The organism is Coprobacillus sp., from assembly GCF_984815275.1.
Genome location: NZ_CFJNYH010000002.1, coordinates 112,295 through 126,749 on the forward strand (window position 1 = coordinate 112,295; position 14,455 = coordinate 126,749).

Annotated in this window: 20 protein-coding genes and 1 pseudogene; all 21 read right to left on the minus strand. The window is 29.6% G+C overall.

Annotated features, from left to right (window positions below; genetic code table 11):
- Window positions 1–42: 42 nt before the first annotated feature.
- The 21 genes and pseudogenes from AC5M21_RS01540 to trmB all read right to left on the minus strand — a co-directional run bounded on the left by AC5M21_RS01540 (window position 43) and on the right by trmB (window position 14,447).
- Entirely contained in the window at window positions 43–501 is a 459-nt protein-coding gene (locus tag AC5M21_RS01540; protein ID WP_008789692.1) for a SpoIIIAH-like family protein, read from the minus strand.
- Window positions 502–564: 63 nt separating this feature from the next.
- Window positions 565–1,122, minus strand: a complete 558-nt coding sequence (efp, locus tag AC5M21_RS01545) for an elongation factor P (RefSeq protein ID WP_008789693.1) — start codon at window positions 1,120–1,122, stop codon at window positions 565–567.
- A 117-nt stretch (window positions 1,123–1,239) separates the two neighbouring features.
- Complete coding sequence (locus tag AC5M21_RS01550) at window positions 1,240–1,398, minus strand: hypothetical protein (protein WP_008789694.1); 159 nt, start codon at window positions 1,396–1,398, stop codon at window positions 1,240–1,242.
- A 2-nt stretch (window positions 1,399–1,400) separates the two neighbouring features.
- Window positions 1,401–1,778, minus strand: coding sequence for a hypothetical protein (locus AC5M21_RS01555; RefSeq protein ID WP_017143735.1), 378 nt, complete (start codon window positions 1,776–1,778; stop codon window positions 1,401–1,403).
- Entirely contained in the window at window positions 1,762–2,154 is a 393-nt protein-coding gene (locus AC5M21_RS01560) for a competence type IV pilus minor pilin ComGF (RefSeq protein WP_008789696.1), read from the minus strand. The genes AC5M21_RS01555 and AC5M21_RS01560 overlap by 17 nt, the downstream gene beginning before the upstream one ends.
- A pseudogene (locus AC5M21_RS01565) lies at window positions 2,155–2,223 on the minus strand (prepilin-type N-terminal cleavage/methylation domain-containing protein); the annotation flags it as partial.
- 147 nt (window positions 2,224–2,370) lie between these two features.
- A complete protein-coding gene (gene comGD / locus AC5M21_RS01570) occupies window positions 2,371–2,802 on the minus strand; it encodes a competence type IV pilus minor pilin ComGD (RefSeq protein WP_236916456.1) in 432 nt (143 codons plus the stop codon).
- On the minus strand, window positions 2,753–3,058 hold the full coding sequence (gene comGC, locus AC5M21_RS01575) for a competence type IV pilus major pilin ComGC (RefSeq protein WP_008789699.1): 306 nt from the start codon (window positions 3,056–3,058) through the stop codon (window positions 2,753–2,755). The genes comGD and comGC overlap by 50 nt, the downstream gene beginning before the upstream one ends.
- Window positions 3,059–3,073: 15 nt before the next feature.
- On the minus strand, window positions 3,074–4,072 hold the full coding sequence (locus AC5M21_RS01580) for a type II secretion system F family protein (protein WP_008789700.1): 999 nt from the start codon (window positions 4,070–4,072) through the stop codon (window positions 3,074–3,076).
- Window positions 4,065–5,048: an ATPase, T2SS/T4P/T4SS family gene (locus AC5M21_RS01585; protein ID WP_008789701.1), complete on the minus strand. Its 984-nt coding sequence runs from the start codon at window positions 5,046–5,048 to the stop codon at window positions 4,065–4,067. Before AC5M21_RS01585 ends, AC5M21_RS01580 begins: the two co-directional genes overlap by 8 nt.
- A 78-nt stretch (window positions 5,049–5,126) precedes the next feature.
- Entirely contained in the window at window positions 5,127–5,738 is a 612-nt protein-coding gene (locus tag AC5M21_RS01590) for an MBL fold metallo-hydrolase (RefSeq protein ID WP_008789702.1), read from the minus strand.
- 39 nt (window positions 5,739–5,777) lie between these two features.
- Window positions 5,778–5,927 (minus strand): 50S ribosomal protein L33, encoded by a 150-nt coding sequence (gene rpmG, locus AC5M21_RS01595; RefSeq protein ID WP_008789703.1) that lies wholly within the window; start codon window positions 5,925–5,927, stop codon window positions 5,778–5,780.
- 65 nt (window positions 5,928–5,992) lie between these two features.
- A complete protein-coding gene (locus AC5M21_RS01600; RefSeq protein ID WP_017143736.1) occupies window positions 5,993–8,044 on the minus strand; it encodes a peptidoglycan D,D-transpeptidase FtsI family protein in 2,052 nt (683 codons plus the stop codon).
- A gap of 241 nt (window positions 8,045–8,285) precedes the next feature.
- Window positions 8,286–10,094, minus strand: a complete 1,809-nt coding sequence (gene lepA / locus AC5M21_RS01605; protein WP_008789705.1) for a translation elongation factor 4 — start codon at window positions 10,092–10,094, stop codon at window positions 8,286–8,288.
- Between the two features lie 77 nt (window positions 10,095–10,171).
- Window positions 10,172–10,504, minus strand: coding sequence for a single-stranded DNA-binding protein (locus AC5M21_RS01610; protein ID WP_008789706.1), 333 nt, complete (start codon window positions 10,502–10,504; stop codon window positions 10,172–10,174).
- Between the two features lie 491 nt (window positions 10,505–10,995).
- Window positions 10,996–11,538 carry a hypothetical protein gene (locus AC5M21_RS01615; RefSeq protein WP_008789707.1) on the minus strand — a complete coding sequence of 181 codons (543 nt, stop codon included), beginning with the start codon at window positions 11,536–11,538 and terminating at the stop codon, window positions 10,996–10,998.
- Between the two features lie 372 nt (window positions 11,539–11,910).
- Window positions 11,911–12,240 carry a holo-ACP synthase gene (gene acpS, locus AC5M21_RS01620; RefSeq protein ID WP_008789708.1) on the minus strand — a complete coding sequence of 110 codons (330 nt, stop codon included), beginning with the start codon at window positions 12,238–12,240 and terminating at the stop codon, window positions 11,911–11,913.
- Window positions 12,240–12,845 (minus strand): hypothetical protein, encoded by a 606-nt coding sequence (locus tag AC5M21_RS01625; RefSeq protein ID WP_017143737.1) that lies wholly within the window; start codon window positions 12,843–12,845, stop codon window positions 12,240–12,242. Before AC5M21_RS01625 ends, acpS begins: the two co-directional genes overlap by 1 nt.
- 12 nt (window positions 12,846–12,857) lie before the next feature.
- On the minus strand, window positions 12,858–13,460 hold the full coding sequence (gene ytpR, locus AC5M21_RS01630; protein ID WP_008789711.1) for a YtpR family tRNA-binding protein: 603 nt from the start codon (window positions 13,458–13,460) through the stop codon (window positions 12,858–12,860).
- A 10-nt stretch (window positions 13,461–13,470) separates the two neighbouring features.
- Window positions 13,471–13,794, minus strand: coding sequence for a thioredoxin family protein (locus tag AC5M21_RS01635; RefSeq protein WP_008789712.1), 324 nt, complete (start codon window positions 13,792–13,794; stop codon window positions 13,471–13,473).
- Window positions 13,795–13,796: 2 nt separating this feature from the next.
- Complete coding sequence (trmB, locus tag AC5M21_RS01640) at window positions 13,797–14,447, minus strand: tRNA (guanosine(46)-N7)-methyltransferase TrmB (protein ID WP_008789713.1); 651 nt, start codon at window positions 14,445–14,447, stop codon at window positions 13,797–13,799.
- Window positions 14,448–14,455: the final 8 nt, after the last annotated feature.

Consider the following 14,455-nt stretch of genomic DNA (forward strand, 5'->3'; position numbering starts at 1 on the left):
TTCTATACTCTATTGTATATAAAAAGTCATAAAATTACAAGGTTATTCACTAATAAATTTGACTTCAACTTGATAATTATCTCCTACCAACTTTAAAACTTCTTTGATAACTTTTGAAGCATCACTTTGTGTTGCATCTTTCTTTAAAACAGTTACTTTAATTGTTTGATTGTCTATTTCAACATAAACATCTTGATATCCAAGTTCTTTAATCTTTGCAACAATACTCTTTTCTTTTTCACCAAGGTTTTTCGTTTCACTAATTGTTTCAAGCGCTTCATTGATAGAATCTGATGTACTTGATTCTTTAGCAATAATCTCATTGTTTTTAGCAATGATATCATCTCTTTTTTTATTTAATTGTTGTTGCAATTGTTCAATTGTTGTTTGTGTATTGGTGACAACTTCTTGATTAGAACTTGGTGGTAACATAATGTAATAAATAGACAACACTAATATCAAACTAAAGAGTGTTAAAAAAGTAAAAGCTTGTTTATTCATATCCCATTCTCCTTTGTCTTCTACACTATATGAATAAACATTTAAAAATATGAAAAAAAGAGCTTACGCTCTTCCTTGATATTTACCATCTTCAGTATTAACAATAACTTTTTCACCTTCGCTGATGAATAATGGCACTTTAATTTGAAATCCTGTCTCAATTGTCGCATTTTTAGATGCACCTGTTGCAGTATCACCTTTCACAGCTGGTTCAGTTTCTGTAATTGTAAAAGCAACATTTACTGGTAATTGCACTCCTAAAACTTCATTTTCAAAACTTGTAACTTCCACTTCATCAGAAGCTTTTAAGAAATTTAATTCCCATTGTAAACGATCACTAGGTATTTCAATTTGGTCATATGTCTCATTATCCATAAAAACTAACATATCTCCACTATCATATAGATATTGCATTTTTCTTTTTTCAATATGTGCTTTAGCAACTTTTTCACTATTTCCAAATGTAACTTCAGTTGTAGAACCAGTTCTCATGTTTTTCATTTTCACTTTAATATTTGCAGCTGCACGTGCAGTTTTATTATGTGAGTATTCTAGAACAACATATAAGTTGCCATCATATTGAAAAGTCATACCTGGTCTTAAATCACCAACATTAATCATAATCAATCTCTCCTTTGTATAATTTCCTTTAGAATTATAACAAATTTCTATGAATATGTAAAATAAAAAATAACACGTATACCATATTCGCTTTATTTTTGTGCTTTTTCTTTTATTCTATGCTACAAAAAATGTAAAATATGCCACAAGCAACAATAATATAAAACTTGCCATACGAAGTTTGAATTGCATATCACGATTATCTTGATAACGTTTTTGCCTTAAATATGTTAATATAAAACTTATTATTAATAATGCCATAATAAAATAAAACATGGTTACACCTCCCTATATTCAAATTTTAAAACCCTAAAATTTTCCATACTTATTTGAACGAAAAAACTATAATTCATTTCTTTTGACTCTACATATGTTGTAATATCATAGACTGTTCCCAAATCATCAATTTGGTTATAAATATGATATCCTGATTCTTCATAATCATCGCTTAATAAAATATCATTTTCCATTTGATCAACATAATATGCAATAAGGTTAATTTCAAGATTCTTCTGTTTCATCATTAAATCCACTAATTTGTAATTACTAACATTGAATTGCATTGTCATAAGACATGTCGTTATAACAAAAATAATAACAAGAAAAATAACCAAAACGATCTGAAGAATTGATCCACGATTATTCAAGTTCTTCATCAGGAATATCTTCCTCCTCTTTTTCTTTTGCATAGTTAACCAAAAAACGATATTCTCTTTCGCTTCTTTCAATATTCATATATATATTATTATTTTCTATAACAAAATATAAGTTATCAATATTCGTCAACATAATTTCAAATCCAGGAGTTTTTACAAGTCGTCTATTGTTGAGCTCAAAAGTTACCTCCTCTTGTTCAAAATTATAATATGTATAAGAATCATCAACTTCTTCATAACAACTCCCTATAGCATACTGACTCACCTGTTTGGCAGCAATATAGATATCCTCATCATAAGAAGATATTTGATTCGAGTGAGCAATTATACGATAAAAACCTGTTAATGACAATACAATAATCATTGTAATTGACAAAGATAAAAGAACCTCAACTAATGTAAAACCTCTTCGATTAAACCTATAAAATCTTCTTTTTCTAATAATACCTCCTCCTTCTCCAAAATTTTAGTATAATTTTCTTTCAATCTTAATTCATGATTATATATAGTTGTCAATGATGTTATTAACACAATTAATACTGATATAAATATTTCAAAAGCCAACAAACTTTCAATCAGAGTGGAGCCTTTATTATTGAACATAAAAGCACCCACTACCAACTTGATATACAAACTGAAAATCCTGTTGCAAAGTATGATATGTAACAGTTTTTGCAGTTTTAATATGACCAGCCGAATTAAAAGTCATTTTGTATGAATCAAAATAAGTGTTTTCACTTAATTGATAGTTTTTTTCTTTATCAGTCGTTTTCCAGAGGACCTTATCTTTTAAAAATTGAACTGTAACAGTTTTTTTTGAAACGATCGCTTCCAATTTTGCTTGATTTAAAAATTCTGTTATTTCTTGAATAATGACTTGATTATTCTTATTTGGTAGATGCAATGTCATTGTGAGCAAAGAGAGCATACAAATAATAAATAAAACAAATAGTGTTTCCACCAATGTAAAACCTCTATTCGTCAACATATGCTTGACCATCATCAATTGAAATGCTTTTTCCATTAGGACATATTCCTTGCTTTTCAGTCAAATAAGGATGTGTCCCACCTGTTAAATCAGAAATACTTGTTGGTAATTCTCCATTCTCTATTTCATACAATAATATTTGAGAATTGACAACTTCAATTTGAGCATCACACCCTTTATTTTTAACAACTGTATTTTTTGATGTCACGTTTGGAATAACTAATAAGAGAATAACTAAGATAACGCTAATACAAAATATCATTTCAATTAATGTAAAACCTTTTTTGTTCATATAAACCCTTCCTTTCTAAATTTCAGAGATAATATTCATCATCGGAATAATAATAGATATATAAATCGTTATTACAAAAACTGCCACAAAACTATAAATAGAGGGTATTAGATATTTTAGAAAACTAGCAATCCACAAATCTATCTGATCATAAGTTAATTGTATATAATATATTAATGAATCATGTTGTGTAGGATTTTTCATATACATTTGAAAAAAACTAAGAAACAAAGGATCTAAATATTCAAAGTCCACAAGAATATCTTCTAATGTTTCTCCCTCTTGCAAACGATTATTCATTTCATATAAAACAATTTTTAAATCACTATGATTCATCTGTTCATTTAAAAGTTTAATAATTCTTGCACTATCCATATCCTCAGTGAGTAATTCCTGATAGTATGTAGCAAATTTAAGTGAAAAATATTTCTGTAAAAACACCTTAAACAATGGCAATTTTAAGTACCATTCAATAATACGAAATGACTTTTTCTTAAGTGCTATTATTAATTTTGTTAACAAATAAACAACAGCTATACCCAATACAATTATCAAAAAAGGAATCAAATAAAATGAAATAAATGCCACCTGAATCCATAATGTCTTTTCAATTTGAAATGAAATAAAAAGTTGATTAACATTAGGCAATAAAATAAAAACTACAAAAACAGAAAAAAGAAATAAAAACACAATAAGAATAAGAGGATAAGTTAGCTTCGATTTTAATTGATTTTGATAATTTTGTAATGATGTGCAAATATCTAAGCTTTTTTCAATGGCTTCTGATAAACATTTCTTGTTTTTAAAAAAATAGAAATATTCTTTAAATAATTCTGGCAGTTCAGCATTTAATATAATATTTTCTAAATCCATTCCTTTTTGAAGTTCATTATTCATATATGGAATAGCCGGATGATTTAAAATATGTTTACAAATAATCAGTGATTCTTCAACCGTATAATGACTACTTAAAAGTGTATAAAAATTTTTAAGAAACATATAATCCTTATTCATAAGCTTCCTCAATAAACAAATCAGATGAAAATCCCTGAGATATAAGTTGTTCAGCCTGATCAGAAAAATTAATATAGTTAAGACAATCCTTCTCTAAATAGTTTTTAATCTCTAATTGGTTCATTAATTCTGAAAGAACAATCACTCTTTCATTTTCCTTATCATATATCATTTTTTGTGATATAGCGCCAATGACCACATCAATTATATCAACTTGGGATATCCCCAAATTCATCAATCTCTTTAATAACAAAGGAGCATTACTAGCATGGATAGTTGTTAATACAAGATGTCCTGTTAATGCGCATGTAATGGCTATTTTTGCAGTTTGTTCATCTCTTATTTCTCCTATCATGATAACATCTGGATCATGACGCAAAATTTGTTTCAATGTATTATGGTAAGTAATCCCCAATGTCTCATTTAATTCAATTTGTAAACAATCCTGAAGATGCATTTCTATAGGATCTTCAATAGTAATGATATTTTTGTTATGTAGTCGTATAATTTCCTTTAAAACAGTATAAAGTGTTGTTGATTTTCCTGAGCCAGTTGCACCACCTATCAAAAACAAACCTGTTGATTGTCTGGTTAACCAATACAAAAAATCTTGAATGTTTTTAAGATAAGTTAATTCATTAATTTTGAGGACCTTATGATTGTTTAGAATTCTAATAACGATACTTTCAAATTCTTGTGATGGCAAATAAGATACTCTTAGAAAAAATTCTTTTTGATGTACTATTACTGAAAAGTCACCAGTTTGAGGCAATAATTTATAATTGGTATTAATTGAAGACTTATATTTAATATAATTCATCAATTTTCTGCCAATGACCTTATCAATATCCTCATATTTCTTTAAATCTCCAAAAATTCGAAATCGAATACTCAATTGCTCTTTGAGAACAAGATGAATATCAGTGGCCTTTCTTTTCAATGCTCTATAAAACATTTTGTCAAATAGTTCTTCCATAATTACCCTCCTAATATATATATTCTCATTTATTTTTGATTTTTCTTCTTTTTTATGAAAAAAAGTCATAATTTTTTATTATGACTTTAAATAAGGATTATTCTGTTGTTCATATTTCAGTGTACTTTCTTCACCATGACCTGGTAATAGCCTTGCGTCAAACGTAAATTCTTTAATTTGTTCTAATGATTTTTTTGTCTGTAAATGTGAAGATGTAGGAAAATCATAACGCCCAATAGATCCAGCAAACAAAACATCTCCACTCATTAAGGCATTTTCAGAAGGAATGTAAATCATACTACTCCCTTGACAGTGTCCCTCTAACAACAACCATCGAATCTCATATCCTGCTAACACCATCTTATCATGTGCTTCCTGGATAGGTGAATCAACAGTAAATGACTTTTCATAAAAAGATAGATTCAATTGAGCATCTCTCATCAATTCTATTGATTCTTTATGAGTGTAAATAGAACATTTATATTTACTATATAAATAATCAACAGCACCCACATGATCAAAATGCCCATGAGTTAACAAAATGGCTTTAAGAAATAATTCATTTTCATCAATGAATTTAGCCACTTTTTGACCATTAGCCCCCGGGTCAATAACAATACATTCTTTTTCACTATTATATACAACATAACAATTGGTTTGCATCATACCTAAAATAAGTTTCTTTATCATGACAATCTCCTTTTCCCTAAAGAAAAAAAGCCAATTGGCTTATTTCTTTTCTTTATGAGTTGTTTTTTTATTACATCTTGAACAATATTTTTTTACTTCCATTCGATCTGGATGATTTCTTTTATTCTTAGTATTAATGTAGTTTTCTTCACCACATTCAGTACATTTTAAAATGATGTTTTCTCTCATTTTTACACCTCCATCATGACTTCGCCATACTATAATAGCATAAAGTTTAGAAAATTGCTACAATTTTATTCACTTTTTACTCCATATTTCTCAAAGTATTTTGTAAAAGCAGTTTTTGATAAACCATTACATGCACTCGTTGATGTTCTTGTTTGTGTATCTGACATACAAGCAACTGCAATTTGAGGATTATCATATGGAGCATAACCAACAAAAGCACGATTCTGATATTCTTCACCCTTGATCATAACCTGTGCTGTACCAGTCTTACCAGCCGCTTGATATGATCCATTAATACTTTTAGCTAATCCTGAGACACACCCTTCTCTAAAGCCAGTTTGAACACGTTCAAAAGCTAATGTATAACTTGAAACATCATCAAGAACTTTCACTTTATGTTGAAGAAGAGAAATCTTTTCTCCCTCTTCTGTTTCAGTAAACGAATCCATAAACAAATGTGGTTGAATTCTTTTTCCACCATTGGCTATAGTTGAAACATATTGAGCCATCTGCATTGGCGTATATGTATCATATTGACCAATTGCAAAGTCAAGTAAGTTCCCGCCTTGACGTTTAGTAACATCTCCACGATACCCCAATTCTTCTTTAGGAACATCTAAACCAGTTTTAACACCCAAACCTAATTCACCAGCATCCTTACGCAAAATATCAAATGCCTTGGGATCAATATTGAGAGTTTCACGAGGAACATAAACACCACCGCCTAGTTTAATAGCAACATAGAACATATAGACGTTTGAAGACTGGGCCAATGCCTGTATCTCATTTAAGCGCCCAAGACCACTCTTATTCCATGATCGTTTAACAGGAGTTCCTTTGATTTGAATCCCATCAGCAGTATCATTAAAATATGTGTTTTTTGTAATTAAATTTTCTTTAAATGCCGTATATATTGTTGCACCTTTAAATGTGGATCCAATAGCATATGCATAAAGATAGTTTCCAGCTGCAAAATCGCTAATTTCGCCAGTTTTTGTATCACGTTTTTTCCCTGCCATAGCAACAATTTCACCACTATTTGGATCCATTAAAGTAATAAAAATATGATTATTGTTAGGACCACCTGACCTGTTTTTTAAAAAATCTTCAATTTCTTTATTCAAAATTTCCTGTAGTTCCCAATCAATAGTTATACGCATATTACTTCCTTTAGAGCCACTAGAAACCGGTTGAACAATTGGCGTTCCATTTCTATCATAGGAGATAGAATATTTTGCATTGTCACCACTGAGAATATGTTCATATTGAGCTTCAAGCCCACTAACACCTACACGCGCATCATTGTTATAATCTTCTGCCAATAAGATATCTTTTGTATTGGCTGGAAGCCCTTGTTTTTTAGTTGTCACTTTCCCTAAAACCTGATTCAAAGAGTTCTTGTATGTATATTCTCTTGACCAATCATTTGTTACTTTAATCCCTCTTAAAAGACTTGAGTTTTCACCAATAATACTTGCTTCCTTAATAGAAAGTCCTTCCAAAAGCACCGTTGATCCTCTTGTGCAATTTGCAATTTTAAAATATAGCATATAATATTTTATATCATTTTCAGTCAACCTCTGATTAACCATTTCATCAGTAATACGCTCAATCTGTAATTTATAAACAGTATCAGAATCCTGCTTTAATTCTTCAGCAGTCAAAAGACTCTTCACAAATTCTTCATCTTTTTTTATAAGATAATCTTTTTTATCACGCGGTTTTACATCGCTTATATCAACTGTTACATTATTAATTAAAAAATTAATAATAACCTCAATTTCTTCAGGTTGAATATTCTTGACAGCATAATATGTTGCACAATTGATATTTTTATTATAAACAAGTCTGTTATAATTTCTATCATAAATATTTCCTCTAAAAGTATCACTTGTAAATATACTTGTATTGTATTGAGAAAGTTTAGTTGCATAATAATCTTTTTGTCCAATTTGTGTCATAAACAAACGAATCAATAAGATTGCACCACCAATCGCCACACCAACCATTAATATTTTAAATCTTCTAGAGATAACATGATCAGTTTGATTTTTAAGCCTTGTTTCTACTTCTTTTTTACCATCAAATCTGATCTGATTCTTTTTCCAAAAACTCATTTCATGCACCTCCATGACCTATTATATTATAAACGATATTGAAAGTAAATCAACCCAAAAGAAAAAGAGAATTTCACAAATTTTCTTAATTCATTCTTAAGAAATTGAATACAGTGAATTATAACCACAATAAAATTGACAGTTACTTAACGTATATTTTTTAAATATACAATAAAAATGAACAACATAAAAATAGCCACCTGTTCATAGATGGCTAAGAGACCTTCATTAGTTAAATGGATTAATCATCGTCAACAGAAAGTATAGCCATAAAAGCTTCTTGAGGAATTTCTACACTCCCAACAGCCTTCATACGCTTTTTCCCTTCTTTTTGTTTTTCTAAAAGTTTTTTCTTACGTGAAATATCCCCACCATAACATTTAGCCAAAACATTCTTACGCATTGCCTTAATGTTTGTTCTTGCTATCACTTTCCCTTGTAGAGCAGCTTGAATAGGAACTTCAAACATTTGTTTAGGAATAATTTCCTTTAATTTTTCACAAATAATACGACCGCGATTATAAGCAAAGTCTTTGTGAACTATTGTTGAAAGAGCATCAACAACATCACCATTTAGCATAATATCCATACGCGTCAATTTACTTGTACGATAATCATCAAATTCATAATCAAAAGATGCATATCCTTTTGTACAAGATTTTAATTTATCAAAGAAATCATAGACTATTTCACTTAATGGAATCATATAAATAACATTACGACGCAAATCATCAATATATTCTATATCCATATATTCTCCACGCTTAGATTGGCAAAGTTCCATAATAGGTCCAACATATTCATGAGGTGTCATAATCGATGCTTTTACATATGGTTCCTCTATATGATCAATTTTCTGTGGCCCTGGTAACGATGCAGGATTATCAATTTCCAACATTGAACCATCAGTTAAATAACAATGATAAACAACTGAAGGAGCTGTAGCGATTAATTCTAAATCAAATTCTCTTTCCAATCGTTCTTCAATAACATCCATATGCAGCAGACCTAAAAAACCACATCTGAATCCAAATCCTAATGCCTGTGATGTTTCAGGTTCAAAAATCAGTGACGAATCACTCAATTTCATTTTCTCCAAAGCTTCTCTTAAATCCTTATATCTTGCATTATCAACTGGATAAAGTCCACAATAAACCATTGGATTTAGACGACGATATCCTGGCAATTGTGTCTGTGCAGGTTGTGAGAGTGTTGTAATTGTATCCCCAACATGAACATCTTGGATAGATTTGATTGAAGCAGCAATCCATCCAACTTCTCCAGTGACCAAAGAATCTTTTTTAACTTCTTTAGGATTTCTTACACCAAGTTCTACAACTTCATAAATTGCATGACTTGCCATAAATTTAATTTGATCTCCAACACTAATTTTACCCTCTTTAACACATACAAAAACAATAACACCTCGATAACTATCATAAAGAGAGTCAAATATCAATGCCTGAGTCGGATGACTCACATCACCTCGAGGAGCTGGAACATTTTTAACAACGTCTTCTAGAACATCAATAACATTCAATCCTGTCTTAGCAGAAATCAAAGGTGCTTCATCTGCGGGCAATCCAATGATATCTTCGATTTCTTGAATGACACGTTGTGGATCAGCACTCGGTAAATCAATTTTATTAATTACTGGTAAAATCTCTAAATCATTATCCAATGCCAAGAAAACATTAGCTAAGGTTTGTGCTTCTACGCCTTGAGCAGCATCAACAACCAAAACTGCTCCCTCACAAGCTGCTAATGAACGAGATACCTCGTATGTGAAATCGACATGTCCCGGTGTATCAATAAGATGCAATAAATATGTTTCCCCATTTTTAGCAGTATATGTTAATTGAACAGCATTCAATTTAATTGTAATTCCACGTTCTCTTTCTAAATCCATACTATCAAGGAGTTGTTCTTTCATTTCCCTATCACTAACAGCACCTGTTAATTGTAAAATTCTGTCAGCCAAAGTAGACTTTCCATGATCGATATGCGCAATAATAGAAAAATTTCTAATATGTGATTGATCTATTTTCATAATCAAACTCCTTTCTTTTTACTTTATCTATTTTACACAATTATTATTAAAAAAGAAACAAAAAAGTAGTATTAATACTACTTTTTTATAAAATATTTATCAAAAAATTCAACATGTTCGACTTTCACTTCCATGACAGTCATTGATTGATTATCAGCAGATTCAAATGTCCTTGATTGTAATCGCCCTTTAACCCCTAAAAAGCTTCCAATATCACAGCAATCCATGACTTGCTGGCTAATACCTTTCCAAAGCACACATGTAATGTAGTCATGATCATTGATACCTAAATTATTTCTATAAGGTCTTTCAATATCTAGGACAATTGTTGCCAGTTTTATACCATTTTGTGTTTCTCTCATAACAGGCTTATTTGCCAACCTCCCTATAACAATGATTTCATTAAACATAGTTTTCTCCTCCTCTTCTTCATTATAAAGGAAGACAAACAAATGACCAAATTCTCCATTTTTCCTATTATTACAGCATATTTATACATTTTGGTTCTCAATTTATCAAAAAAAGAAACTTTTTTCATCAATAAGTCGCAAATATAAGTCCAAAATTCATTATTTAGATATATTTTAATAGACTTATTTTAAATTTAAAAAATAACATTTATAATCTTTACAATATAAAACAAGGGATATCTTAGATATCCCCGTTATAAGAAAGCTCATTTCAGTAACGATTTATAATTCTCCCATCATCTCTGAATCTATAATATTTTCATATATTTAATCTCTTCTACATTATTATTTATTTTAACTATAAAAGTTTATTCATTTGTATCAATAAATTTTATGTTATATGTACAATTTTCCACTTTCACTGTGATCATGCTTAAAGATATTGTAAAAGCATATATGAAAGCCATTAAGCATTTTACATTCTCTTTACTTTAATGATTTTCTTCATTTAATTTTATGCTGTCCTTCATAATTTCATAAACAATAGTTTTCATTTTATCTAACTCTGTATCTATTTGCGAATTGTTTATCCTAATTCTTATTATACTCTTTTCATTATTGTTATGAGCTGCCACGTAAACACCAGAACTGTCAAAACAATAATAGATATTAAAATCTTTATCTATCAATTCATATTCTGCTTCTATTTTTTCAAATTCATCTTTAGTAAACTCTGATACCGAATAACTCACCTCTAAACTATTATTAACTTGAAATTGCATGCTGTAATCATTATCTACACTTCCTTGATACCAAATCTTCACATAATTTATTGCACTAAGAGTTTGTTTCTTTGATGTCTGATCTAAATAATATTCTGGAGCATAAAAATCATAAAAATGCCTTCCTGTACTGAGTTCGAACGCTTTGACTGACGAATATGAATTTCCCATATGTCTAGGAAATCCCACACATAATAGCCAAAAAACAAATAACAAAGATAAAACAATTATTAAAACAATGCGCTTATTCATACTATCCCCTCTCTTTCAAATTCATATTGTAAGATTACAACTAATGATTATCAAAGGTTCATATCAATCAATTTCACCCACTTTTTATTAATATTTATTATGATACCTCTTTCTATCTTTATAGTATTAAATAATAAGTTCATTGTCAATGTGATGATTACAACTATAATAAGTGTTAACTGAATTTCTATAGCCTGTTTACATATTTAAAATAGTACCAACAATTATATATTGAAAAATATCTTGATATGGCAGCATACAAGAGTCCAATTCGTGTGACTTTGAATTAAATATAACAATAAGTTTACAAAAAAGACACAAGTGAAATTGGTATTACTTTCAATCTAAGCGTCAAAGAGTAAAGCTTACGCTTTACTCTTCTAATACAACGAATGCAATTGCATATTTTTTTTCATGAGAAATTGATATATGTGCTTTTTTATCATTCAAATAAGGACAACCAGTTTCATCATTAAGTATCTGTATATCATGAAAATCTATGCCACCTAGGCCTGTATGATGAGCTTTTAGATAAGCCTCTTTACCTGCAAAGCGACCACCTAAAAACTCTAGCTTTCTTTGCTGAGTATGAATCATGCGAAAGATTTGATATTCTTCAACCGTTAATATACGTTCTACAAAATGCAAATTATCAATATCTAATCGATCAAGATCAACAATATCTACCCCTATACCTCTCATTAATCTTTAAATTTCTTTTCATAAAGACTCATTAATTCATCTAAACTCATAGAGTCTTCAATTTCATCAATAAACGAATCTTCATCTTCTTTATTCAAATCTAATTTAAATTCACCTGTACGTTCTTCAATAATTTTTAATTGATCTTGTTCTTCTTCTACAATTTTAGCAATATTTCTTAAATTTTGTTCAACACTAGGTTCTTCTTTGACCATTTTAGCTTTAACTTCAATTTCTTTTTCTTCTTGTTCGTCTGCTGGACCAAAAAAAGGACTAATAATAGGAATCAAATGATCAGTATCTTTTTTTATTTTTTTAGGTTTAGGCTTAGAAACATGTACCTCTGGCTTTCTGCTTTCTTTTATACCAGAAATAGGTGAAATAATTTCACTCATGTGATAAGTTGATTCACTCACAGGAGGTATGAATTTCTTAGGTTCAGTTTTTTTAACCTCTTTCTTTTCTTCTTGCTTCTTTTCCTCTTCTTCCTCATTATAAATGAGAGGGGTGCTAAATTTCTCTTTACGCCTTTGTTCTAAGACAGGATCAACCGTTTCATAAACTTCTTCCTCTTCTTCATCTTTCATAAAAAATTTCTTAAACATATATTTTACCTCCTATTTAAAAAATGGATTTCCGACTTGATAGTCATTTTCATCTAAAATCAATATACCACGTACTTGTGGAGCATTTGGCAAAGCAAGTTCTTTTGCTGAACAAAGCATACCATGAGATTCAACACCACGCAAAGAAGATGGTTTAATTATTAAACCAGATGGCATAACTGCATCATTTTTAGCAACAACAACCAATTGATTCAAAGCAACATTGGGTGCACCACATACAATTTGTAAAGTTTCATCTCCAGTATCGACCTGGCAAATATGCATATGATCAGAATCGGGATGTTCTTCAATTTGAATAACCCTCCCAACTCTGAATCTATCATCATAATCACTTTCAACCAATTCTTGATTTTCATTTTTTAAAACCCGATTTAACTGCTCAACAAATTCAGGTGTTATTTTGACTTTTCCATCTTGTAATGAAGATATATATGTAGATGCATGAAAAAGATTATATCCAATCACTTGATCATGATGATATAGCACACAAAGATCATGATATTGCTGATAATGAGTCACTTCTCTTTGCGAACATAAGCGTATCAGCAAATCATCACCAATATATTTTGAATTATAAAAAGCATGTAAGTTCATTTTATCCCACCTATTCTTCTATTGCATCAATAAATGCTTGTATATCAGATTGTGTTTTTCTCAATTTATTAACGAAACGCGAAACTTCCAGACCATCTTTATAAGCAATAAAAGATGGAATTCCCATAATATCTAAATCAATGCATAAGTCAACCATTTTATCTCTATCTATGTAATAAAATGTCCAATCCCTATTTTCTTCCACTAATTTATCAATAAAAGTTTTTAAAAAATGACAATCCGGACACCAAGTTGTTGAAAAAACCATTATAGCTTTTCCTTGTGTGGCCTTATCATATGATTCTAAATCACTTAATTCTAACAAGTTATTCATAGTTACTCTCCTTTAAATGTTGTTACAATTCTATAAATAGGTCCAAATGGTGAAAACTTTCTTTCATATTCTGTCTGAATGTTATCTTCATATCCATCACTGTGATGCAAATCCAAGCAAATATCATGAAAATCCATGTGAAATTGTTGAAACGATATTAAAGAAAATTCAAACAATATTCGATTATCTGTCTTTAATATTAACTCTCCATCTGGCTTCAATAATTTTTGATATATTGGCAAAAATGTATGAGAAGTTAGCCTTCTCTTGGCATGTTTTTTCTTAGGCCAAGGATCACTGAAATTTAAGTATATACGACTAATTTCATTATCTGCAAAGACTTCATTTAAAAATAATGCATCTTCTTTCATAAATCTTAGATTTTTTAAATCATATGATGAATCATCATACTTCTTAAGTGCTCCTACTATGACACTTGGAAATTTCTCAACTCCAATAAAATTAATATTAGGATATTGTTTGGCATTTTCTATAATAAAATCACCTTTTCCCATACCTATTTCAATAAATATAGGATTATCATTATCAAAGATATTTCTCCAATGACCTTTGTGTTCTTTTGTATTTAACACAACAACATCTTTGTGATTTTCTAAAATCTCATTTGCTTTAGGGTTATTTCTTAAACGCATATTTTCCT

What these genes read in the sequence shown, in the direction of transcription:
- AC5M21_RS01540 (WP_008789692.1), bottom strand. Translation starts at nt 501, where the DNA reads ATGAATAAACAAGCTTTTACTTTTTTAACACTCTTTAGTTTGATATTA.
- efp (WP_008789693.1), bottom strand. Translation starts at nt 1,122, where the DNA reads ATGATTAATGTTGGTGATTTAAGACCAGGTATGACTTTTCAATATGAT.
- AC5M21_RS01550 (WP_008789694.1), bottom strand. Translation starts at nt 1,398, where the DNA reads ATGTTTTATTTTATTATGGCATTATTAATAATAAGTTTTATATTAACA.
- AC5M21_RS01555 (WP_017143735.1), bottom strand. Translation starts at nt 1,778, where the DNA reads ATGAAGAACTTGAATAATCGTGGATCAATTCTTCAGATCGTTTTGGTT.
- comGD (WP_236916456.1), bottom strand. Translation starts at nt 2,802, where the DNA reads ATGGAAAAAGCATTTCAATTGATGATGGTCAAGCATATGTTGACGAAT.
- comGC (WP_008789699.1), bottom strand. Translation starts at nt 3,058, where the DNA reads ATGAACAAAAAAGGTTTTACATTAATTGAAATGATATTTTGTATTAGC.
- AC5M21_RS01580 (WP_008789700.1), bottom strand. Translation starts at nt 4,072, where the DNA reads ATGAATAAGGATTATATGTTTCTTAAAAATTTTTATACACTTTTAAGT.
- AC5M21_RS01585 (WP_008789701.1), bottom strand. Translation starts at nt 5,048, where the DNA reads ATGGAAGAACTATTTGACAAAATGTTTTATAGAGCATTGAAAAGAAAG.
- AC5M21_RS01590 (WP_008789702.1), bottom strand. Translation starts at nt 5,738, where the DNA reads ATGATAAAGAAACTTATTTTAGGTATGATGCAAACCAATTGTTATGTT.
- rpmG (WP_008789703.1), bottom strand. Translation starts at nt 5,927, where the DNA reads ATGAGAGAAAACATCATTTTAAAATGTACTGAATGTGGTGAAGAAAAC.
- AC5M21_RS01600 (WP_017143736.1), bottom strand. Translation starts at nt 8,044, where the DNA reads ATGAGTTTTTGGAAAAAGAATCAGATCAGATTTGATGGTAAAAAAGAA.
- lepA (WP_008789705.1), bottom strand. Translation starts at nt 10,094, where the DNA reads ATGAAAATAGATCAATCACATATTAGAAATTTTTCTATTATTGCGCAT.
- AC5M21_RS01610 (WP_008789706.1), bottom strand. Translation starts at nt 10,504, where the DNA reads ATGTTTAATGAAATCATTGTTATAGGGAGGTTGGCAAATAAGCCTGTT.
- AC5M21_RS01615 (WP_008789707.1), bottom strand. Translation starts at nt 11,538, where the DNA reads ATGAATAAGCGCATTGTTTTAATAATTGTTTTATCTTTGTTATTTGTT.
- acpS (WP_008789708.1), bottom strand. Translation starts at nt 12,240, where the DNA reads ATGAGAGGTATAGGGGTAGATATTGTTGATCTTGATCGATTAGATATT.
- AC5M21_RS01625 (WP_017143737.1), bottom strand. Translation starts at nt 12,845, where the DNA reads ATGTTTAAGAAATTTTTTATGAAAGATGAAGAAGAGGAAGAAGTTTAT.
- ytpR (WP_008789711.1), bottom strand. Translation starts at nt 13,460, where the DNA reads ATGAACTTACATGCTTTTTATAATTCAAAATATATTGGTGATGATTTG.
- AC5M21_RS01635 (WP_008789712.1), bottom strand. Translation starts at nt 13,794, where the DNA reads ATGAATAACTTGTTAGAATTAAGTGATTTAGAATCATATGATAAGGCC.
- trmB (WP_008789713.1), bottom strand. Translation starts at nt 14,447, where the DNA reads ATGCGTTTAAGAAATAACCCTAAAGCAAATGAGATTTTAGAAAATCAC.